This is a genomic window from Microbacterium sp. CFBP 8801, assembly GCF_014839455.1.
In the GTDB taxonomy this organism is placed as follows: domain Bacteria; phylum Actinomycetota; class Actinomycetes; order Actinomycetales; family Microbacteriaceae; genus Microbacterium.
The window spans coordinates 20,176-40,810 of sequence record NZ_JACYNU010000002.1; the positions used below are offsets into that span (position 1 = coordinate 20,176).

At 72.2% G+C, this 20,635-nt stretch carries 18 protein-coding genes; 11 read left to right on the forward strand and 7 right to left on the reverse strand.

The window, feature by feature from the left end; translation table 11 throughout:
* Positions 1 to 41: 41 nt before the first annotated feature.
* From IFR11_RS03045 to IFR11_RS03055, 3 genes are all read right to left on the reverse strand, one after another.
* Positions 42 to 1,031 carry a hypothetical protein gene (locus tag IFR11_RS03045; protein WP_191915181.1) on the reverse strand — a complete coding sequence of 330 codons (990 nt, stop codon included), beginning with the start codon at positions 1,029 to 1,031 and terminating at the stop codon, positions 42 to 44.
* A gap of 226 nt (positions 1,032 to 1,257) precedes the next feature.
* Positions 1,258 to 2,964 (reverse strand): phospho-sugar mutase, encoded by a 1,707-nt coding sequence (locus tag IFR11_RS03050; RefSeq protein ID WP_191915182.1) that lies wholly within the window; start codon positions 2,962 to 2,964, stop codon positions 1,258 to 1,260.
* A complete protein-coding gene (locus tag IFR11_RS03055) occupies positions 2,961 to 3,794 on the reverse strand; it encodes a purine-nucleoside phosphorylase (RefSeq protein ID WP_055834410.1) in 834 nt (277 codons plus the stop codon). Before IFR11_RS03055 ends, IFR11_RS03050 begins: the two co-directional genes overlap by 4 nt.
* Positions 3,795 to 3,884: 90 nt before the next feature.
* Between IFR11_RS03055 and IFR11_RS03060 the strand changes: the two genes are divergently transcribed.
* Complete coding sequence (locus IFR11_RS03060) at positions 3,885 to 5,345, forward strand: NAD(P)H-quinone dehydrogenase (RefSeq protein ID WP_191915183.1); 1,461 nt, start codon at positions 3,885 to 3,887, stop codon at positions 5,343 to 5,345.
* Between the two features lie 287 nt (positions 5,346 to 5,632).
* Here IFR11_RS03060 and IFR11_RS03065 read toward each other — a convergent pair whose 3' ends face one another.
* Together IFR11_RS03065 and IFR11_RS03070 are read right to left on the reverse strand one after the other, a co-directional pair.
* The gene (locus IFR11_RS03065; RefSeq protein ID WP_055834416.1) at positions 5,633 to 7,399 is read right to left on the reverse strand and encodes an ATP-binding protein; all 1,767 of its coding nucleotides are present in this window, start codon (positions 7,397 to 7,399) and stop codon (positions 5,633 to 5,635) included.
* Between the two features lie 77 nt (positions 7,400 to 7,476).
* Positions 7,477 to 8,124 (reverse strand): Maf family protein, encoded by a 648-nt coding sequence (locus tag IFR11_RS03070; RefSeq protein WP_191915184.1) that lies wholly within the window; start codon positions 8,122 to 8,124, stop codon positions 7,477 to 7,479.
* A gap of 153 nt (positions 8,125 to 8,277) precedes the next feature.
* Here IFR11_RS03070 and IFR11_RS03075 point away from each other — a divergent pair, with 153 nt between their 5' ends.
* The 4 genes from IFR11_RS03075 (at position 8,278) to IFR11_RS03090 (ending at position 12,541) form a co-directional block, all read left to right on the forward strand.
* Positions 8,278 to 9,531, forward strand: a complete 1,254-nt coding sequence (locus IFR11_RS03075) for a class I SAM-dependent RNA methyltransferase (RefSeq protein WP_191915185.1) — start codon at positions 8,278 to 8,280, stop codon at positions 9,529 to 9,531.
* 61 nt (positions 9,532 to 9,592) lie between these two features.
* Positions 9,593 to 10,261: a response regulator transcription factor gene (locus tag IFR11_RS03080; protein ID WP_055834424.1), complete on the forward strand. Its 669-nt coding sequence runs from the start codon at positions 9,593 to 9,595 to the stop codon at positions 10,259 to 10,261.
* Entirely contained in the window at positions 10,254 to 11,510 is a 1,257-nt protein-coding gene (locus IFR11_RS03085) for a sensor histidine kinase (RefSeq protein WP_191915186.1), read from the forward strand. The genes IFR11_RS03080 and IFR11_RS03085 overlap by 8 nt, the downstream gene beginning before the upstream one ends.
* Positions 11,507 to 12,541: a hypothetical protein gene (locus IFR11_RS03090; RefSeq protein WP_191915187.1), complete on the forward strand. Its 1,035-nt coding sequence runs from the start codon at positions 11,507 to 11,509 to the stop codon at positions 12,539 to 12,541. Before IFR11_RS03085 ends, IFR11_RS03090 begins: the two co-directional genes overlap by 4 nt.
* Positions 12,542 to 12,781: 240 nt before the next feature.
* On the opposite strand, the gene IFR11_RS16165 is transcribed toward IFR11_RS03090, so the two are convergent.
* A complete protein-coding gene (locus IFR11_RS16165; protein WP_055834433.1) occupies positions 12,782 to 13,030 on the reverse strand; it encodes an acyl-CoA carboxylase epsilon subunit in 249 nt (82 codons plus the stop codon).
* Positions 13,027 to 14,616 (reverse strand): acyl-CoA carboxylase subunit beta, encoded by a 1,590-nt coding sequence (locus tag IFR11_RS03100; RefSeq protein ID WP_191926318.1) that lies wholly within the window; start codon positions 14,614 to 14,616, stop codon positions 13,027 to 13,029. Before IFR11_RS03100 ends, IFR11_RS16165 begins: the two co-directional genes overlap by 4 nt.
* Before the next feature lie 159 nt (positions 14,617 to 14,775).
* On the opposite strand from IFR11_RS03100, the gene IFR11_RS03105 reads away from it, so the two are divergent.
* The 6 genes from IFR11_RS03105 (at position 14,776) to IFR11_RS03130 (ending at position 20,603) form a co-directional block, all read left to right on the forward strand.
* On the forward strand, positions 14,776 to 15,558 hold the full coding sequence (locus IFR11_RS03105) for a biotin--[acetyl-CoA-carboxylase] ligase (RefSeq protein ID WP_055834439.1): 783 nt from the start codon (positions 14,776 to 14,778) through the stop codon (positions 15,556 to 15,558).
* A 134-nt stretch (positions 15,559 to 15,692) separates the two neighbouring features.
* A complete protein-coding gene (locus IFR11_RS03110; RefSeq protein ID WP_055936592.1) occupies positions 15,693 to 16,247 on the forward strand; it encodes a PH domain-containing protein in 555 nt (184 codons plus the stop codon).
* An 87-nt stretch (positions 16,248 to 16,334) separates the two neighbouring features.
* The gene (locus IFR11_RS03115) at positions 16,335 to 17,468 is read left to right on the forward strand and encodes a 5-(carboxyamino)imidazole ribonucleotide synthase (RefSeq protein WP_191915188.1); all 1,134 of its coding nucleotides are present in this window, start codon (positions 16,335 to 16,337) and stop codon (positions 17,466 to 17,468) included.
* Between the two features lie 104 nt (positions 17,469 to 17,572).
* Positions 17,573 to 18,040, forward strand: coding sequence for a 5-(carboxyamino)imidazole ribonucleotide mutase (purE, locus tag IFR11_RS03120; protein ID WP_055835907.1), 468 nt, complete (start codon positions 17,573 to 17,575; stop codon positions 18,038 to 18,040).
* Positions 18,037 to 19,503: an LCP family glycopolymer transferase gene (locus IFR11_RS03125; RefSeq protein WP_191915189.1), complete on the forward strand. Its 1,467-nt coding sequence runs from the start codon at positions 18,037 to 18,039 to the stop codon at positions 19,501 to 19,503. Before purE ends, IFR11_RS03125 begins: the two co-directional genes overlap by 4 nt.
* A complete protein-coding gene (locus tag IFR11_RS03130; RefSeq protein WP_055834450.1) occupies positions 19,500 to 20,603 on the forward strand; it encodes a hypothetical protein in 1,104 nt (367 codons plus the stop codon). The genes IFR11_RS03125 and IFR11_RS03130 overlap by 4 nt, the downstream gene beginning before the upstream one ends.
* Positions 20,604 to 20,635 lie beyond the last annotated feature (32 nt).

Genomic DNA, 20,635 nt, shown 5'->3' on the forward strand with positions numbered 1-20,635 from the left:
GGCGTCGCCTGGTGTGGGGCGGGTTCGGTGCAACGGGGCGGTCATTGCGCGCCCCGGTGCACCGATTGCGCCCCGCCGCGCGGAGGAGTGATGCCGAAGGCCGCGAGGCGAAGGCCGAGCGTGGCCGCGTCGCCGAGATCCTCCCAGCCCCACCGGATGACGTGGCGCCGCGTGGTCCCGCGGATCCAGTCCTCTCGGCGCTTCTCTTCTTCGATGACGCGCTGAGGGGTCTTGCCTTCGGCCGCCGCGATACCCCGGTACTTCACGCGACCGTCGAACTCGCCCCACGCGGCGACATCGTCGAGGCCGAAGTCGACCCAATACGTGTTGCCGTGCGGTCCGGGAACCCCGACTTGGAGCGACGGCGGTGCGAAGCCGAGGTCGTGCAGCCGCAGACGGCTCACGCTTTCACCGGGCAGCTGGGCGCGCCCGTCGGCGAACAGCAGCACCTTCTCGGCGGCGCGACGACCCCGGGGCGACGTGCGCGCCCAGCTCAACGCCTCTTCGCGGAGGCGCTCCGCGTCATCGACGTCGTACCGGCCGGGTGAAGAGAACGCCCGAGCTCGCAGTGCCGCATCGGCGATGCTGACCGAGACCTCTCGCGTCTCCGCGCGCGCGACATCCGCCATCGTGCGTGCAAGAGGCGTGCAGTGCAGCCCCTCCACCTCCACCAGCTCCGTCCCCTCGGTGAGGGAGCGATGGCGCACCACCCCCGCGCCGGAGCTCGGGCGCGATTCGGCCGTGAGGACGTGCAGACCGCCGTCGTCTCGCAGGCAGGGCAGCCCCAGCAGAGCCGCGGCGGTGAGTCCGCAGAACACCGGCGGGGACCCGCTCGTGCGGGCCAGCGCACGAGCCTTCACGACGATCTTCTCTTCGCGGCTGAGCCCATCCACGTCGGCCGCCCGGGCGTACATCCCCGGGCGGATGGAGCGCAGGAACCCGACGTCGAGTTCACGCCGGACGCGGCGGGAGTGCCATCCGCGCTCGACCAGATCGGCACGTCGAAGAAGCGGCACGGCGTGGGGGTCCATCGACCCACTGTGTCTTCTTCGTGGGGTGGCTCTCACACAGATCGGGCCGTCTGGGGACGGCGCCGCAAACCTGCCCGCGGGGGAGGAACCGTGCGGAGCTCGGGATAGGGGCGGGATCGGTGCAACGGGGCGATCATCGACCGCCCCGTTGCACCGATCGCGCCCCGTTCGCGCCGCGCCGCCGCGCCGCCCGGCCCCGCGCCGCGCCGGCCCCGCGCCGCGCCCCTCAGCGCATCGACACCAGCAACGCCTCCGCCCCCGCGCGCAGCGCGGCGAGGCGACGGGTCGCCTTCTTGGCCGACGTGCCGCGCACGTCGAGGTACAGCTTGAGCTTGGGCTCGGTGCCGCTGGGACGCACGATCAGGCGCGAGCCGTCATCGAGCCACAGGCGCAGCACGTCGCCCGGCGGGAAGCCGTCGACGCCGTCGAGCAGGTCGTCGATGCGCGTCACCGCGGTCTCGCCGATCGCGGACGGCGGCTGGGCGCGGAGGGATGCCATGATCCCGCCGATCTCGCTCACGTCGCTGACGCGGATCGAGATCTGATCGCTCGCGAACGCGCCGAACGTGTCGCGGAACTCCTGCAGCAGGTCGGCGACGGTGCGGCCCTGGCCGCGGGCATCGGCCGCCATCTCGAGCAGCGCGACGGCGGCGGAGATGCCGTCCTTGTCGCGCACGGTGACGGGGTTCACGAGGTACCCCAGGGCCTCTTCGAAGCCGAACACGATGCCCGGTGCCCGCGAGATCCACTTGAAGCCGGTGAGCGTGGAGTGGAAGTCGAGTCCGTAGTGCTCGGCGACCGCCTGCAGGCCCGGCGACGACACGAGCGAACAGGCGAGGGATGCCGGGGCCCCCGCGTCCGCGTCCCGGGCGTCGTGCGCAGAGTCGTCGCGCGCGGACGCCGCAGCCCGCGCCGCGCGCCAGCCCAACAGCAGCCCGATCTCGTTGCCGGTCAGGCGGCGCCAGCCGGCCTCGGCGTCGGAGTCGGGGATCGCGACGGCGAGGCGGTCGGCATCCGGGTCGTTCGCGATGACGAGCTCGGCGTCCGCCTCGCGCGCGGTCTCGAACGCGAGGTCCATCGCGCCCGGCTCCTCGGGGTTGGGGAACGCCACGGTCGGGAACCGCCCGTCGGGGTGGATCTGCGCCTCGACGACCGTGGGCTGCGGGTACCCCGCCTCGGCGAGCACGCGCGAGACGGTCTCCCACCCGACGCCGTGCATCGCGGTATAGACCCACCGCAGTCCCGCGGCTCCCACGGGGGCGGGGGCGACGGCCGCGGTGGCCGCGACGTAGGCGTCGACGACCGACTCGGGGGCGTTGGCGTAGCCCACCGACCGGGGGAGCACCGTGACGTTGCCCTCGTCGGCGATCCGCTGGATGTGGGCGGCGATCTCGGCGTCGGCGGGCGACACGATCTGCGCCCCCTGGTCGACGCCGCCGAGGTACACCTTGTACCCGTTGTCGTCGGGCGGGTTGTGGCTGGCGGTCACCATGACGCCGGCATCGGCGCCCAGGTGACGCACCGCGAACGCGAGCACGGGGGTGGGCAGCATGCGGGGGAGCAGGATGGCGTTCAGCCCCGCTCCCGTGAAGATCTCGACCGAGTCGCGCGCGAAGACGTCGGAGTTGCGACGCCCGTCGTAGCCGACAACCACGGTCGGCGTTCCGGGGCGATGCTCGAGCAGGTACGCGGCGAATCCGGCCGCAGCCTGCGCGACGAGCACGCGGTTCATGCGGTTGGAGCCGGCGCCGAGGGTTCCGCGCAGGCCCGCCGTGCCGAACGCCAGGCGGGTCGAGAAGCGGTCGTCCAGATCGGCCTCGGCCTCGGCATCTCCCGTCTCCACCCGGGCGATGAGCTCCGACAACTCGTCGCGGGTCACGGCATCCGGATCCTGCGCGAGCCACGCGCGGGCCGCGTCGAGGTACGCGCTCACAGCGCGCCGATCACGCGCGCGAGCAGCGCCGAGATCACGGGCTCGGCCTCGCGGCCGGCCTCGAGCACCTCGGCGTGGCTCAGCGGGGTCTGCTGGATGCCGGCGGCCAGGTTCGTGATGAGCGAGAAGCCCAGGATCTCCATGCCGGCCTGGCGCGCGGCGATCGCTTCGAGGGCCGTCGACATGCCGACGATGTGTCCGCCGATGGTCTTCGCCATCTGCACCTCGGCCGGGGTCTCGTAGTGCGGACCGCGGAACTGCGTGTAGACGCCCTCGTCGAGCGTGGGGTCGATCTCGCGCGCGATGGCGCGCAGCCGCGCCGAGTACAGGTCGGTGAGGTCGATGAAGGTCGCGCCCTCGAGCGGGGAGTCGGCGGTGAGGTTGATGTGGTCGCTGATGAGCACGGGCTGCCCGGGCGTCCACGTCTCGCGGATGCCGCCCGCGCCGTTGGTGAGGATCATCGTGGTCGCCCCCGTGGCGGCGGCCGTGCGCACGCTGTGGACGACCCGGCGTACGCCGTGACCCTCGTAGTAGTGTGTCCGCGCGCCGATGACCAGGACGTTCTTGCCGCCGGGGGTGCGGACGCTGCGGAGCGTGCCGACGTGCCCCTCGAGGGCGGGCTTCGAGAAACCGACGACCTCGGTGGCGGGGAACGACGCCGTCTCCTCGCCGATGAGCTCGGCGGCGCGTCCCCACCCCGACCCGAGGGTCACGGCGATGTCGTGGTGCTCGACCCCGGAGAGGCGGGCGATGTCGGCCGCTGCGGCCGTGGCGACCTCGAACGGGTCGACCGCCGGGTCATCGAGCGGGTGAGAAGTGCTGTTGGACATGCCTCCACTCTAGAAAGCGCGGAGCCCCCGGGGCCAGACGCGGGCACAACGGGTCGTTCGCGTGTCGCCGACGCAGACGACGCTGACACAATGGATGCCATGGTGCAGAGCTTCGAGCGCAAGCAGTCCGTCGCGATCGTCGGGGGCGGCCCCGGCGGCTACGAGGCGGCCCTGTCCGCCGCGCAGTTGGGCGCCGACGTGACCCTGGTGGAGCGCGCGGGCGTGGGCGGTTCGGCCGTCATCACCGACGTCGTCCCCTCGAAGACCCTCATCGCCACCGCCGATGCGGCCGTCGCGATCCGCGGGGCGAGCGACCTCGGCGTGCAGCTGTTCGCCCGCGACGACCGCGGCAAGCCCCTCACCCCCGAGGTGGCCATCAACCTCGCCGCCGTCAACCAGCGCCTGCTCTCGCTGGCCCGTCAGCAGTCCGATGACATGCGCAGCTCGCTCCTCGAGGCGGGCGTGCGCATCATCTCGGGTCACGGCCGGCTCGACGGCGGTTCCGCGGTGGTGGTCTCTACCGAGGCCGGCGGCACCGACTTCGACCGCATCGAGGCCGAGACGCTCGTCGTCTCGGTGGGCGCCTCGCCGCGCGAGCTCCCCTCGGCGCAGCCCGACGGTGAACGCATCCTGACGTGGACGCAGCTGTACAACATGAAGTCCGTGCCCGCGCACCTCATCGTGGTGGGCTCGGGCGTCACGGGCGCCGAGTTCGCGTCGGCGTACATGAACCTCGGTGCCAAGGTCACGCTCGTCTCGAGCCGCGATCAGGTGCTGCCCGGTGAGGACCAGGATGCCGCGGCCGTGCTGGAGCGCGTGTTCCAGCGCGGCGGCATGACGCTGTTGGCGAAGGCGCGGGCCGAGTCGGTCATCAACACCGGCGACGGCGTGCTCGTCACCCTCGCCGACGGACGCACGATCGAGGGCAGCCACTGTCTGATGGCGGTCGGCTCGATCCCCAACACCGCCGGTATCGGTCTCGAGCAGGCCGGTGTGCAGATGACTCCCGGGGGCAACATCCGCGTCAACCGCGTCGCGCGCACCTCGGTGCCGAACATCTACGCGGCCGGCGACTGCACGAACTTCGTGCCGCTGGCATCCGTCGCGTCGATGCAGGGGCGTCAGGCCATCTTCCACGCGCTCGGCGACATCGTCATCCCGCTCGAGACCCGCCGCATCACGGCCAACATCTTCACCGCCCCCGAGATCGCCACCGTCGGCTTCAGCGAGCAGGACGTGACCGAGGGACGCTTCAAGGGCGTCGTGAAGAAGCTCCCCCTCTCGGCCAACCCGCGCGCGAAGATGCAGGGCATCACCGACGGCTTCGTCAAGATCATCGCCCGGCAGGGCAGTGGAACGGTCATGGGCGGCGTCATCGTCGGGCCCAAGGCCTCGGAGCTCATCTACCCGCTGGCGATCGCCGTGGAGCGCCGCCTCACCGTCGACCAGGTCGCCCGCGTCTTCGCGGTGTACCCGTCCCTGACCTCGAGCATCACCGACGCCGCGCGCGCGATGCACATCGTCGACCGCGACGATCCCGGCGAGGACTGAGCCTTCCGGATGCCGCGCTCCGCGGCATCCGTCCCCCGCTGCGCGCCGCGCGCCCCGCCCGAGCCCGCGCTCGTGCCGCGCGCAGACACGCAAACGCCGTTCCTGCGCATAAACGGGGTGCGTGAGCGTTTCTCCGCAGGATCAGCGTTCATGCGGGTGGGGGACCCTCGCGTCACTCGCTCGGCGTACGTCGCGGCGGGGCGCACCCCCGCGCACCAACCGACCCCGCGAGGAACGACGACGCCGCACCCCGAGAGGGATGCGGCGTCGAACGGATGCGGTGCGCGTCAGCTGATCAGCAGCAGCTGATGCCCGGCCGACACCGTGGTGCCGGCGGTGGCGTCGATGCCGGTGACGGTTCCGTCTTTGTGGGCCTGCAGGGGCTGCTCCATCTTCATCGCCTCGAGGACGACGACCAGGTCGCCCTTGACGACCTGCTGGCCCTCTTCGACGGCGACCTTGACGATCGTGGCCTGCATGGGCGACTTCACCGCGTCGCCGGTGGCGCCGGCGGCGGGCGAGGCGGCGTGCGAGCGTCGGGACGGCGGGGCCGCGGCCGGGCGGCCCACCTGCGGAGCGGCGGCCGAGATGCGGTCGGGCAGGCTCACCTCGAGGCGCTTGCCCGCGACCTCGACGACGACGGTGTGCCGGCCGGCGGCGGTGGCGGGAGCCTCGAGCTCGCCGTCCCACGCGGGGATGTCATTGTCGAACTCGGTCTCGATCCACCGCGTGAAGACGCCGAACGTGCCGTCCTCGGCGGTGAAGGCGGGGTCGCGGACCACCTTGCGGTGGAAGGGGAGCACGGTGGGCATGCCGGCGACCTCGAACTCGTCGAGCGCGCGGCGCGAACGCTCGAGCGCCTCGGCGCGGTCGCGGCCGGTCACGATGATCTTCGCCAGCAGCGAGTCGAACGCGCCCGAGACGCTGTCGCCCGCGGTCACGCCCGAGTCGAGGCGGATGCCGGGGCCGCCGAACGTCTTGAAGACGTGGATCGGACCGGGCTGGGGCAGGAATCCGCGACCCGGGTCTTCTCCGTTGATGCGGAACTCGATCGAGTGGCCGACCGGGGCGGGGTCGTCGTAGCCGAGCTCCTCGCCCTCGGCGAGGCGGAACTGCTCGCGCACGAGGTCGAGGCCGGTGACCTCTTCCGAGACGGGGTGCTCGACCTGCAGGCGCGTGTTGACCTCGAGGAACGAGATGGTGCCGTCGGCGCCGATCAGGAACTCGCAGGTTCCGGCACCGACGTAGCCGACCTCGCGCAGGATCGCCTTGGATGCCGTATAGAGGATCTCGTTCTGCGCGTCGGTGAGGAACGGCGCCGGCGCCTCTTCGACGAGCTTCTGGTGGCGACGCTGCAGCGAGCAGTCGCGCGTCGACACGACGACGACGTTGCCGCTCGCATCGGCCAGGCACTGGGTCTCGACGTGGCGCGGCTTGTCGAGGTACTTCTCGACGAAGCACTCGCCGCGGCCGAAGGCGGCGACGGCCTCGCGCGTGGCCGATTCGAACATCTCGGCCACTTCGTCGAGTTCGCGCGCCACCTTGAGCCCGCGTCCGCCGCCGCCGTAGGCGGCCTTGATGGCGATGGGGAGCCCCACCTGCTCGGCGAAGGCGATGACCTCGTCGGCGCCCGAGACGGGACCGGGCGTGCCGGGGGCGAGCGGGGCGCCCACCTTCTCGGCGACGTGGCGGGCGGTGACCTTGTCGCCCAGGGCCTCGATGGCATCCGGGGACGGACCGATCCACACGAGCCCCGCCGCGATCACGGCGCGGGCGAAGTCGGCGTTCTCGGCGAGGAAGCCGTAGCCGGGGTGCACGGCGTCGGCGCCGGAGCGCCGGGCGATCGAGAGGATCTTGTCGATGGAGAGGTAGGTGTCGGCGCTGGTGGCGCCGTCGAGCGCGTAGGCCTCATCGGCGAGGCGGGTGTGCAGGGCGTCGCGGTCCTGGTCGGCGTAGACGGCGACGGACGCCTTGCCCGAATCCCGGGCGGCACGGATGATTCGGACGGCGATCTCGCCGCGGTTGGCGACAAGGACCTTGGCGATCTTCGGCATCCTCCCAGCCTAGCGAGGGGTCCCCCCTCCCTTTTGACCCTCCTCGACAAGAAACGCCGAAAAACGTGTGCGGGAGTCTACGAACGGTTCCAGAGGTCCGTCCACGAGCCGCCGAGTTCGCGTACCAGGCGGCGCACGGTCGACAGTGACATCCCGACGACGGTCGACGGGTCGCCCTGCACCTCCCGGATGAACGCGCCCCCCAGGCTGTCGACGGTGAACGCCCCGGCCACCAACAGGGGTTCGCCGCTGGCGACGTAGGCCGCGATCTCGTCGTCGTCGACGTCGTCGGCGAAGGTGACCGAGGCCTCGGCGACGGCGGACGCCTCGGTGGGCGCGGCGCCGGGGGAGAGGCGGAACACGCAGTGCCCCGAGTGCAGCACCCCGGTGCGTCCGCGCATCGCGCGCCAGCGCGCGGTCGCCGCCTCGGGCGTGTAGGGCTTGCCGAGGATCTCGTCGCCGAGCTCGAACATCGAGTCGCCCCCGATGACGAAGCCCTCGAAGTCCGGATCGTCGGCCCTCAGGCGCTGAGCGACGTCGGCGGCCTTGCGCCGCGCGAGCAGCAGCACGTGCTCGGCGGCGGGCAGGCGTCGCCCCTCGGCGGCTTCCACCTCGGCGATCACGGCCTCCTCGTCGACCTGCGGCGCGCGCGCCTCGGGTTCGATCCCCGCCTGGCGCAGCAGCATCAGTCGGGCGGGGGAAGTGGATGCCAGGCACACGCGCATGCGTCCACGCTACCCACGTGCGGGCACACCGCCGGGCGGCACCCGACCCGTCGGGGCCGTCGCCACCGCCCCGGCCGTTCGACAGGCTCCCGGTGCTCCGTCCGCGGCGCCGGCGCCGCGCGGTGTCCCGGCCGCATGTGACAGGCTCGGAGGATGCACGACGGCGACCTCATCGATCTCGACATCACCGGTATCGCGCACGGCGGCGTCTTCGTCGGGCGGCACGAGGGGCGCGTGGTGTTCGTCTCCGACACCCTGCCCGGCGAGCGCGTGCGCGCGCGCGTCACCGACACGCGCAAGAAGGCGTTCTGGCGTGCCGAGGCCGTCGAGGTGCTTGACGCCGCAGCCGACCGGCGACCGCACGTGTGGGCGGCGGCCGACATCGACGTCGATCCGGCAGAGCGTCCCGGCGGTGCGGAGTTCGGGCACATCGCCCTCGAGCACCAGCGCGCGCTGAAGAAGCGGGTCATCCGCGAGTCCCTGGAGCGCGTGGGTCGCCTCGACCTCCCGGTCGAGGTGCGTTCCGCCGGCGATGACGCCGACCCCGAGTCCGCCGACGGCACGGGATGGCGCACCCGCGTGAGCCTGCACGTCGACGAGAGCGGCCGCGTCGGCGCGTACGCCGCCCGTTCGCATCGCGTGATCGAGACGCCCGACCTGCCCCTCGCCACCGCCGAGGTCGCCCGCGCCGCCGCCGCCCTGCGGGGGAGTGAGCCGGGTCGCATCGATCTCGTCCAGCCGGCCGACGGCCGCGTCCGGGTGCTCGTGCGACCCGACGGCGTGAAATCGCGTCCCGCGCCCGAGGTCGTCGAGGAGCGCGTGGGGGATCGCGTGTTCCGCGTCGACGCCGGCGGCTTCTGGCAGGTGCATCGCCTCGCGGCGCGCACCCTCACCTCGCTGGTCTCCGAAGAGATCGCGGCCATCGGCGGCCTCGACCCCGAGGCGCTGCACCTCGACCTGTACGGCGGGGTCGGCCTGTTCGCCGCTACCCTCGGCGATCTCGGTGGCCCCTCGACGCGTGTCGTCAGCGTGGAGTCCGACCCGCGCGCCACCGAGCACGCGGGTGAGAACCTGGCCGAGTGGATCGGTGCGCGCGCCGAGACGGCTCGCGCCGACCGCTTCGTCGCCAAGCTCGCCGCCGACGCCTCGGAGCGCGAACGCGAGCGCCTCGGGCGCGGCGTGGTGCTGCTCGACCCGCCGCGCGCGGGGGCGGGCCGCGAGGTCGTCGAGGGCATCGCCGCCCTGGCCCCCTCGACGGTGGTCTACGTCGCGTGCGACCCGGTGGCCCTGGCCCGCGATCTGTCGACATTCGCCGACCTGGGGTATCGCGCCGATCGCGGAATCCGTGGCGTCGACCTGTTCCCCCACTCGCATCACGTCGAAGCGGTGGCCGTTCTTCGCCGATGACCCGCCGATCGGCGGGTCTGCAAGCCCTCGCACGGCACCTCCGCATGGATACGATGAACCAATGACGCGCGTCGCCCTCATCGATGATCACGAGTCGGTCCGGCTCGGACTCGAAGCCGCACTGACGCGCACCGAAGCCACCGATGTGGTCTTCTCCGGCGCGAACGTCTCGTCCTACCTCGCCTGGCGTCGCGCGTCGGCCACGTCGCCGGCCGATGTCGTCGTCCTCGACCTCACCCTCGGCGATGGCACGACGGTGTCCGAGAACGTCGACCGCGTCGTGCGCGACGGATCCAGCGTCATCATCCACAGCGTCGCCGATCGCGCCGCCGCTGTGCGCGAGGCGCTCGCCGCGGGAGCGGCCGGCATCGTGAGCAAGTCGTCTCCGACGCACGAGGTCCTGGGCGCCATCGCGGTGGTCGCCCGCGGCGAACTGCTCGACAACGTCGAGTGGGCCAGCGCGGTCGAGGGCGACCGCGAGTTCGCCGACGCTCAGCTGTCGGCGCGTGAGCGCGAGGTCCTGCGGCTGTACGCGGCCGGATTGCCGCTCAAAGCCGTCGCAGAGCGGCTCGGAGTGGCGTACTCGACCGCGAAAGAGAACATCACGCGCGTGCGGGTGAAGTACGTCGAGGTCGGACGCCCGGCGCCGACCAAGGTCGACCTGCTGCGGCGGGCCATGGAAGACGGCATCCTGCACGACGCGCCCGACGCCCCCGCGGGCCATGGGTGAGAACGACCGGTCGGTCCTGGACGAAGCGTGGGGACGCATCCCCCACACTCGTGAGGTCCAAGCCGACACGGGTTCCTTCACGCAGACCCGCATCGAGCGGGTCCTCACGATCATCGTGGGGCCGGCGTCCCTCGTCCTGGGGGCTCAGGCGTTCGTCGCCGCGTTCGTCCCGGGCGACGAGGCCGCGGGATGGCATCTGCCCCTCGTCATCGGCGTGTTCGTCCCGCTCGTCGCCATGATCGTGGCGTGCGCGGTGGGGCGTTTCGCCCGCACGTTCTCGGGGATCTTCGCCGTTCTCTTCCTGGTCGCGCTCGCGCTCTGGCCGGTGGCCACGGCCGGCGGCCCGACCCCCGTGCCCACCGAGAACCCGTGGATCTTCTACCTCGTCAACGTCGCCACGGTCGCCGCGGTCGTGGCCTTCCCGCTGCCGTTCCAGATCGCGTGGACGATCGCCGCACCTCTGCTGTTCGGCGTCGTCCGGCTGGTGCAGGCCGGCGGGCGGCCCGAGTTCATCGTGCCGATCCTGCTCGACGTGTCGTTCGCGCTGATCCTCGGCAGCGTGCTGCTCACCCTGGCGTGGATGTACCGCTCGATCGCGGCCAACGTCGACCAGGCCCGCACGCTCGCGGTGTCGAGCTACGCGACCGCGGCGGCCACCGCCGCCAGCGAGCACGAGCGCATCGCGGTGGCGGCCCTGATGCACGACAGCGTGCTGGGGGCTCTGCTGGCCGCGGAGCGCGCCGGCACCCCGCGGGAGCGGACCCTCGCGGTCAGCATGGCGCGTGAGGCTCTCACGCGTCTGGCCAACGCCGAGAAGGACGCCCTCGAGGGCAGCGACGAGCCGGTCCCCGCCTCGAGGCTCGCCGACGACATCGAGATCGCCGCGCGCGACCTGGGTGTGGAGATCGAGGTGGCGCGCCGCGTCGAGGAGGGCACTCCCCGCGTGCCCGGACGCGTGGCCCGTGCGCTCGTGCTCGCGGCGATGCAGGCCGTCGCGAACGCCGTGCAGCACGCCGACGCGCAGGGGCTGACCGTCCAGCTCACCGGTGATGCCGCGCCCGGAGGCGTCGCCGTGCGCGTGCGCGACTCCGGAGGCGGATTCGTGCTCGACTCGATCCAGCCCGATCGTCTCGGCATCCGGGGCTCGATCATCGCCCGCCTGACGGCGGTCGGGGGACGCAGTGACATTGAGTCGGGTCCGACGGGCACCACCGTCACGCTCGAGTGGGAGAGCGGTGACCGCTGGTGACCGTCCGTTCCATCCTCTCGGGGATCGCCCTCGCATTCACCGCCTATCTCGCGGCGCGCGGTCTGCTGTGGACCGAGCCCGACACCGTCGAACGCGGGTGGCTGATCGTGGCCGCGCTCGTGTTGTACCTGCCGGTGACGTGGCTGTGGGTCTTCGCGATCGGCACGGGCACCCCCGAGCAGTCCGCCGAACCCCGGGTGGCGCGGCGCGTGCCCAACTGGGGCGTGGCGCTGGCGATGCTGGCGGCCGTCGTCGTCCCCAACGCGACCTTCTTCGCGGTGACCGAGGCGGGCCGGACGCAACCGTTCGTGACCTGGGTGATCGGCGCCATCGGCGCGTTGATGACCATCATCATGATCCGTCGGCGTCCGATCGTCGCGTGGGTCGGCATGGCGGTGCTCACCCTGTCGGCGTCGTTCTGGCTCGGACCCCTCGCCGCCTTCAGCCTGGGTCTCGTCGGCTCGCTGGTCTGGGTCGCCGCCGCCCAGCTCGTGATGATCGCTCTGGATCGCACGGCCCGCGACGCCGACCATCTCGCGGAGCTGCAGCAGGCCGCGTCGGCCTGGCAGGCTTCGCAGAGCGGCCGGCAGCGGGAACGTCGTATCCACGTGCAGCGGGCGTTGCAGGCGGCCGGCCCCGTGCTGGCCCGCACCATCGAGTCGGGGGGCAACCTCCGGCCGTCCGACAAGGCCGCCGCGCGCCGCGCCGAGGCCAGCCTCCGCGACGAGCTGCGCGGCACGCGCCTGCTCGACGACGGCGTCCGCGCCGAGATCGACGCCGCGCGCCGACGCGGGGCCGTGGTGAACCTCTTCGACGAGGGTGGGCTCGCGGGGCTCGGCGCGGCCGACCTCGACGGCATCCGCACGGAACTGGCATCCGTCCTCAGCGATGCCGTCTCGGAGCGCCTGATCATCCGCACGTCGCCGCACCACGAGGTGGCGGTGACGGTCGTCGGGCGCTCCCGCGGCGAGGGCGGCTCCGGCGACGACGATGAGGTCGACCTCTGGCGTGAGATCCGCCGACCCCGCTGACAGCCGGGGCCGGGGCGGAGGGGGGAACCGCCGACGCACGTGCACCGAGAAGACCGAGGGGTGAGGGGCGGCGTGATCGCCGACCCCTCACCCGGGCGGACAGTTACCCGAAAACTGCCCGCAAAGCCGGAACCGGCTCTCAGAGCGGTCCGACCGAACGCATGATGCGTTCCAGCTCCTCCAGTATTCGACAGCTGTCCCACCGTCGTCTGTAGGCATTTCGGGGGACACTTCCGAGGTTCAGGCGGTGAATCCGTTCCAGCCGGCGATGCGGTCGAGCGGCCGGCGCAGCCCGCGCGCCGAGAGCTCCCACCGCGAGCGCGTCGCGGTCTCGGGCACCGTGGCGTCGGCCACCTCGCGCAGGTAGGCCTCGCTGACCACGACGACCGCCGCAGCCAGCTCCTCTTCGGTGGGGGTGCCGCGGACGACCTCGGCGACGGCGCGCGGTGCGCCGGGGTCGATCCCGGCGTCGGTGCTCGGCCGGCTCACAGCGGGATGTTCCCGTGCTTCTTGGCGGGCAGGCTCGCGCGCTTGTTGCGCAGGGCCCGCAGGGCCTTGGCGATCGACACGCGCGTCTGCGCCGGTTCGATGATCCCGTCGAGCTCGCCGCGTTCGGCGGCGAGGAACGGCGATGCCACGTTGTACGTGTATTCGTTGGCCAGGCGCGTGCGCACGGCGGCGACGTCTTCGCCGGCCTCTTCGGCGCGCTTGATCTCGCCGCGGTACAGGATGTTGACCGCGCCCTGACCGCCCATGACGGCGATCTCGGCGGTGGGCCAGGCGAGGTTGATGTCGGCGCCGAGCTGCTTCGAGCCCATGACGATGTAGGCCCCGCCGTAGGCCTTGCGCAGGATCACCGTCACCAGCGGCACGGTGGCCTCGGCGTAGGCGTACAGCAGCTTCGCGCCGCGGCGGATGACGCCGGTCCACTCCTGGTCGGTGCCGGGGAGGTAGCCGGGGACGTCGACGAGGGTGACGATGGGGATCGAGAACGCGTCGCAGAAGCGCACGAACCGGCTGGCCTTCTCGCCGGCGTCGATGTTCAGGGTGCCCGCCATCTGCGACGGCTGGTTGGCGATGATGCCGACCGTGCGTCCCTCGATGCGGCCGAAGCCGATCACGATGTTCGGGGCGAACAGCGGCTGCACCTCGAGGAAGTCGGCGCCGTCGACGAGCCCGGAGATGACCGTGTGGATGTCGTACGGCTGGTTGGGGGAGTCGGGGATGACCGTGTTGAGCGAGCGATCGGCATCGGTCGTCTCGAACTCGAACGGGGTGTCGTACACCGGGATCTCGGCGAGGTTGTTGTCGGGGAGGTAGCCGATGAGGCTCCGCGCGTAGTCGATCGCGTCGTCCTCGTCGTCGGCGAGGTAGTGCGCGACGCCCGAGCGGGTGTTGTGCGTGTGCGCGCCGCCGAGCTCTTCCATCCCGACGTCCTCGCCGGTGACGGTCTTGATCACGTCGGGACCGGTGACGAACATCTGGCTGGTCTTGTCGACCATGATGACGAAGTCGGTGAGGGCGGGGGAGTACACGGCCCCTCCGGCGGCGGGGCCCATGATGAGCGAGATCTGCGGGATGACGCCCGAGGCCGCGGTGTTCAGGCGGAAGATCTCGCCGTACTTGCCGAGGGCCACGACGCCCTCCTGGATGCGCGCTCCGCCGGAGTCCAGGATGCCGATGATCGGGATGCCGCTGCGCAGGGCCAGCTCCATCACCTTGATGATCTTGTCGCCGGCGACCTCGCCGAGCGACCCGCCGAAGGTCGAGAAGTCCTGCGCGTACACCGCGACGGTGCGGCCGTGGATGGTGCCGGTGCCGGTGACGACCGAGTCGCCGTAGGGGCGGGACTTGTCCATGCCGAAGGCGGTGGTGCGGTGGCGGACGTACTCGTCGAGTTCGACGAACGAGCCGGGGTCGACCAGCATCTCGAGGCGCTCGCGCGCGGTGAGCTTGCCCTTCGCGTGCTGCTTGTCGCGGGCGGCGGCTTCGGCGTCGACGACCGCCTCCTGGAACCTGGTGCGCAGGTCCGCGATCTTGCCGGCGGTGGTGAAGAGATCGGGCTGGTCGGTCACGCTTTCCACCCTAGCGACCGCGACGGCACCGGCGTTGGAGGGTACGCACAAGCGAAACCGTGGGGTGCTGTGGCATCCGTCCACCGCCGTCCCTGCCCGGTGACGCGCCGACGCGCAAGACGGGTGCCCCGATCCGGCGGGATCCCTAGGGTGTGGTGCATGGCGATTCCCTCAGACGGTTACCCGCGCACCGCGGCCCGGAGCCCCCGTGTCCAGGTGGTCGAGACCACCGACTCCACGAACGCCGACGTCGTCGCCGCGGTCACGCACGATCCGGCCGGTTGGCCCCACCTGTCGCTGCTGGTGACCGACGACCAGCGCGCGGGGCGCGGGCGGCTCGACCGGTCGTGGACGGCGCCGGCGGGGACCGCGCTCGCGGTGTCGCTGGTGGTCGACGCCTCGACGATCCCCCTCGCGCTGCGCGGCTGGGTGCCGCTCGCGGCGGGCGCCGCGATGACGCGGGCGATCCGTACCCAGCTGACCGGTCACGGGGGCACCGCCGAGCTCAAGTGGCCGAACGACGTCCTCGTCGACGGCGGCAAGATCTGCGGCATCCTGGCCGAGGCCGTGCCGGGGACCTTCGACACGGTCGTGGTCGGCGCGGGGATCAACACGCGCATGAGCCGTGCCGATCTGCCGGTGACCACGGCCACCTCGTTCGCCGCGATCGGTGCCGAGTGCGACGACGACCGGCTGCTCTCCGATTATGTCGAGCACTTCGACGAGCTGCTGTCGCACCTGTCGTCGGGAGGAGCCGAGCGCGTGCACCGCGACATCGAGAAGCTGTGCACGACGATCGGGCGCGAGGTCACGGTCTCGCTTCCCGACGGAACGAGCGTGCGGGGGCGCGCGTCGCGCCTCGACGGGGATGGTCGCCTGGTCGTCGAATCCGGAACGATCGAGACGATCGTCTCGGCCGGCGACGTCGTCCACGTGCGCTGACGGGCACGCGCGCCGACGGGCACGTGCGCTGACGGGCACGTGCGCCGACGGACGCGAGGGCGCACGGGCGATGACCCCGTCGCCGTTCCGCGTGTGCGACGGGTCTGACGCGGCTCACGCCGCACAATGAGAACGTGACCCAGCCGACCAGCTCGATCGGGCGCCCGCGCACGCCGGCGCCGGGCACCGCCGCGCCGGAACTGCGCATCGCGCGACTGCGGGCCCACGCGCGGCGTCTGACGTGGTCGGCCCTCGTCCTGATCGCGGTCGCGGGGGCGACGGCCTACTTCTACGACAACCTCCCGGCGCCGTACGAGAACTGGATGCTGCTGACGACGGCCGGCGCGCTCGTGCTGCTGCTCGTGGTCATCCCGTTCCTCGTCTGGCTCTCGCACACCTGGACCATCACGACGCGCCGGGTGATCGAACGCTCGGGACCGTTCGGGGCGAACCACCGCGAGATCTCGCACGTGCGGGGCTACGCGATCCAGATGCGGCGCGGCATCCTGCAGCGCCTGTGGGGCGCGGGAACCCTGTCGCTGTCGAACGGCGTGGAGCCGGCGCTGCGCATGAAGAACATCCCGAACGCGGTGCTCGTGCACGAGACCCTCGTCGACCAGGTCGAGGTCAATCAGATCCTGGCGCACCGCGATTCGCAGACGTTCGGCTCGGGCTCGGTCGACGTCTGACCCGAGCGGCGCCTCCCGGAGTGGGCGGTACCCGGCTCGCGCCCCCGTGACGGGCCCGACAGAATGGATGCCGACGGAAGGAGCGGCATGGTGCTGCGAGTCGGAGTGGTCGGTGGCGGACAGCTGGCGCGGATGATGATCGCGCCCGCCGTGGAGCTGGGGCTCGAGATCCGCGTTCTCGCCGAAGACGAGGGGATGTCCGCGGCGCTGGCGGCGACCGCCGTGGGCGACTACCGCGACGTCGACACCGTGCTGGCGTTCGCGCGCGACGTCGACGTGATCACCTTCGACCACGAGCACGTGCCGCAGGACGTCCTGGCCGCCCTCGTCGATGCCGGTGTCGCCGTGCACCCGGGTCCCGCCCCCCTGGGGGTGGCGCAGGACAAGCTCGTCATGCGTCGACGCATGGCCGAGCTCGGCCTCCCGCAGCCCGAGTGGGCGGCCGTCGCCGACGCCGCCGACCTGCAGTCCTTCCTCGACGACCACGGCGGTCGCGCGGTGGTGAAGACCCCGCGCGGCGGGTACGACGGCAAGGGCGTACGCGTCGTGTCGGCCGCGACCGAGGCCGACGACTGGTTCGCCGCCCTGGCCGAGGACGGCAACGGGGGCTCGCTCCTGGTCGAGGAACTCGTCGACTTCACCCGCGAGCTCGCGCAGCAGGTGGCGCGGCGTCCGTCGGGCGAGGTGCGCGCCTACCCGATCGTCGAGACCGTGCAGCGCGGCGGCGTCTGCGCCGAGGTGCTCGCCCCGGCCCCCCGCGCGGCCGACCGGGTGCAGCGCGTCGCCGCCGAGATCGGCGTCGCCGTGGCCGAGGGGCTGGGGGTCACGGGCATGCTCGCGGTCGAGCTGTTCGAGACCACCGACGAGCGCATCCTCATCAACGAGCTCGCGATGCGCCCGCACAACAGCGGGCACTGGACGCAGGACGGGGCGGTCACCAGCCAGTTCGAGCAGCACCTGCGCGCGGTTCTCGACCTGCCGCTGGGGTCCACGGATGCCATCGCGCCCTGGTCCGTCATGATCAACGTCCTCGGCGGTCCCGTCGACGGCACCCTCGAGGAGCGCTTCGCGCCGGCCATGGCCGCCCACCCGTCGGCGAAGATCCACACCTACGGCAAGGCCCCCCGGCCGGGTCGCAAGGTGGGGCACGTCACCGTCATCGGCGACGACCTCGACGATGTGGTCTACGAGGCGCGCGGCGCCGCGGCGTTCTTCGACTGAGCCCGCGCTCGCGCGCCGTTCCGGCTTCTTCCAGCGAGCCGCCCTACCCTGGACCGGTGACCCGGCCGCTGCATTCCTCCGAGACGCCCGTGGTCGGCGTCGTCATGGGCTCCGACTCCGACTGGCGCGTGATGAGCGACGCCTCTCAGATGCTCACCGAGTTCGGCATCCCCCACGAGGTGGAGGTCGTCTCGGCGCACCGCACCCCCGACAAGCTCATGCGCTACGGCCGCGAGGCCCGCGGCCGTGGGCTGCGCGCGATCATCGCGGGGGCCGGAGGCGCCGCGCACCTGCCGGGGATGCTCGCGTCGGTCACCGCCCTGCCGGTCATCGGCGTCCCGGTGCAGCTGGCGACCCTCGACGGTCTCGACTCCCTGCTGAGCATCGTGCAGATGCCCGCCGGCATCCCGGTGGCGACCGTCTCGATCAACGGGGCGAAGAACGCGGGACTGCTCGCCGCGCGCATCCTGGGTACCTCCGACGACGCGGTGGCCGATCGGATCGAGTCGTACGCCCGCGACCTCGAGGCACAGGTCGAAGAGAAGAACCGCCGCTTGAAGGACTCCCTGTGAGCGTGGCGGCCCCGCCGCGCCCCCGCCGGCAGGCGCCGCTCATCGAGTCGCGCCCGCTGCGCAACCCCGATGCCTCCGATCCCTCGGTGATGACCCGCCGCGGCTGGTGGCTCGTCGTGATGAACTTCCTCGTGCCGGGGTCGGCCCAAGTGCTCGCCGGCACCCGCCGGCTGGGGCGCATCGGCCTCGGCGCGACCCTCGCGATGTGGGCGATCCTCGTGCTCACCGCCGTCGGTGCGGCGCTCTGGCCGAGCGGATTCTTCGCCCTGGCGACGGGCTCGTTCATCCCCGAGTTCCTGTCGTGGTTCCGCCCGCTGCCGCTCACCCTGGTGCAGATCGCCCTGGTGGCCTACGTCGTGCTGTGGGTCGTGCTCACGATCGACACCCTGCGTCTGGTGCGCCTGGTCAAGGTCGGGCCCGTCGCGAGGATCGGCATGACGATCGTCTCGGTCGGCCTGCTCGTGCTCTCGGGCTCGGGGGCGGCGTGGGCCGCGCAGACCGCGGGCGCCACGCGCGACGCGTTCGCCGACATCTTCTCGCAGTCGGCGCCCGTCGTGCCGCCGTCCGACGGGTACTACAACATCCTCCTTCTCGGCGCCGACTCCGGCGAGGGTCGCGACTCCATGCGCTTCGACAGCATCTCGGTGGTCTCGGTCAACGCCACCACCGGCGCGACGACCATCACCGGCATCCCGCGCGACATGCCGGGCTTCCCCTTCGCTCCGGGCCCGATGCAGGACGAGTACCCCAACGGCCACGAGGGCAAGTTCGACCCGACCTGCGGGTGGGGGAGCGGCATCAATCAGCTGCGCACCGAGGTCGAGGTGTGCCAGGACGGCAACGCGCTGTACCCGAACGCCGTGTCGCAGGGCTCCGAGCCCGGCATCGAGGCCACGAAAGACGCGGCGGAGGGCATCCTCGGCATCCAGATCCCGTACTACGTGCTCATCGACATGAAGGGCTTCGCCGACGTCATCGACGCGCTCGGCGGAATCGACATCACCGTCAACGAGCGCCTGCCCAAGGGCGGCCCCGCCTACGACGGGCAGCCCGTCGACGACTGGGCGTTCGGCTGGGTCGAAGCGGGCGCGCAGCACATGGACGGCGACACCGCCCAGTGGTTCGCGCGTTCGCGCTACACGACCAGCGACTTCGACCGCATGGGTCGTCAACGGCAGCTGCAAGAGGCGATCCTCGCCCAGTTCACGCCGCAGAACGTGCTCTCGCACTTCCAGGAGGTCGCGAAGGCGGGAACGAACGTCGTCGAGACCGACCTTCCGCAGGGCCTCATCGCCCCCACGCTCGTCGACCTCGCGCTGAAGGCCAAGGGACAGCCGGTCGGCACGCTGGAGCTGACCCCCGAGGGCGGCGTCGACGAGTTCGACCCCGACTACGCCCAGGTGCAGCAGATGGTGCGCGACAGACTGCACCCGCCGACCGAGACGGAAAGCCCCACCCCATGACCGTCACCCTGCGCGTCGTCCTCGACCAACTCGTCTCGCCGACCTCGCGCGACCTCGCGGAGGCCTCGGCGTCTCTCACCCAGGCGCTCGTCGACACCGCCCCGCGCGGCTGCGACGTGGCGTCGATCGTCCCCGCGCCCGGGCTGCCCGACGACGTCGGCGTGACCGGGCTCACCTCCGAGACGCGCCTGGCCGTGCGCCGTCGCGAGCTCGCGACCTCGTGGCAGCTCGGGGTCGCCCCCGGGATCGGCAAGGGTCTCATCCACTCGCCGACCGCCCTCGCCCCCCTCGTGCGCCACGACCGCGTCAACGAGACGCACCAGATCGTGGTGACCCTGTGGGATCTGCGCGCCTGGGAGACGCCCGACGAGCTGCCCAAGGCCGAGATCCTCGCGAGCCGCGCCCTGCTCTCGCGCGTCGCCAAGCACGCCGACGCCGTCGTGGTTCCCACCCACGCGATGGCCGAGCGTCTCGCCGAGGTCGCCAAATCCAAGCTCGTGCAGAAGGTGCGCGTCATCGGCGGCGCCCCCGCCGCGGGCCTGCGCGTTCCCTCGGATGCCGTGGGACGCCTGCGCGCGCTCGATCTGCCCCTGTCGTTCCTCGCCGCCGCCGGAGGTGCCGCCGCCTCGGACGGACTCGCCGAGGTGTTCTCGGCCGTCGTCGCCTCGGGCTGGGAGGGCGACGTCGTGGTGTTGGACGTCCCCGAGGGGGAGGAACCGGCGATCGCCGACATCGCGGCGGCGGCGGGTCTCGCCGAGGCCCGCGTGCACGCGCGCGGCTCCCTCGACCGCTGGGACCGCGCGGCGGTGCTCTCGCACGCCGCGGCCTTCGTCACCGCGTGCGGACGCACCGATTGGCCGTGGCGCACGGTCGACGCGCTCGCCGTGGGCGTGCCGATCGTCGCCCTCGACACCCCGGTGCACCGCGAGGTGCTCGCCGACGCCGCGGTCTTCGCGGCCGCCGACGAGCTGGGCGCGGCCGTGGCACGGGCCATCGCAGAAGACGCCGACCGACTGCGGGTCCTCGCCGGCGACCGGGCGAAGGGCTTCGCCTGGGAGGCCTGCGCCGACCGGGTCTGGGCCCTGCACGCCGAGTTGTGACCGCAGCGGACGACAGCGCGACGGCCCCCTAA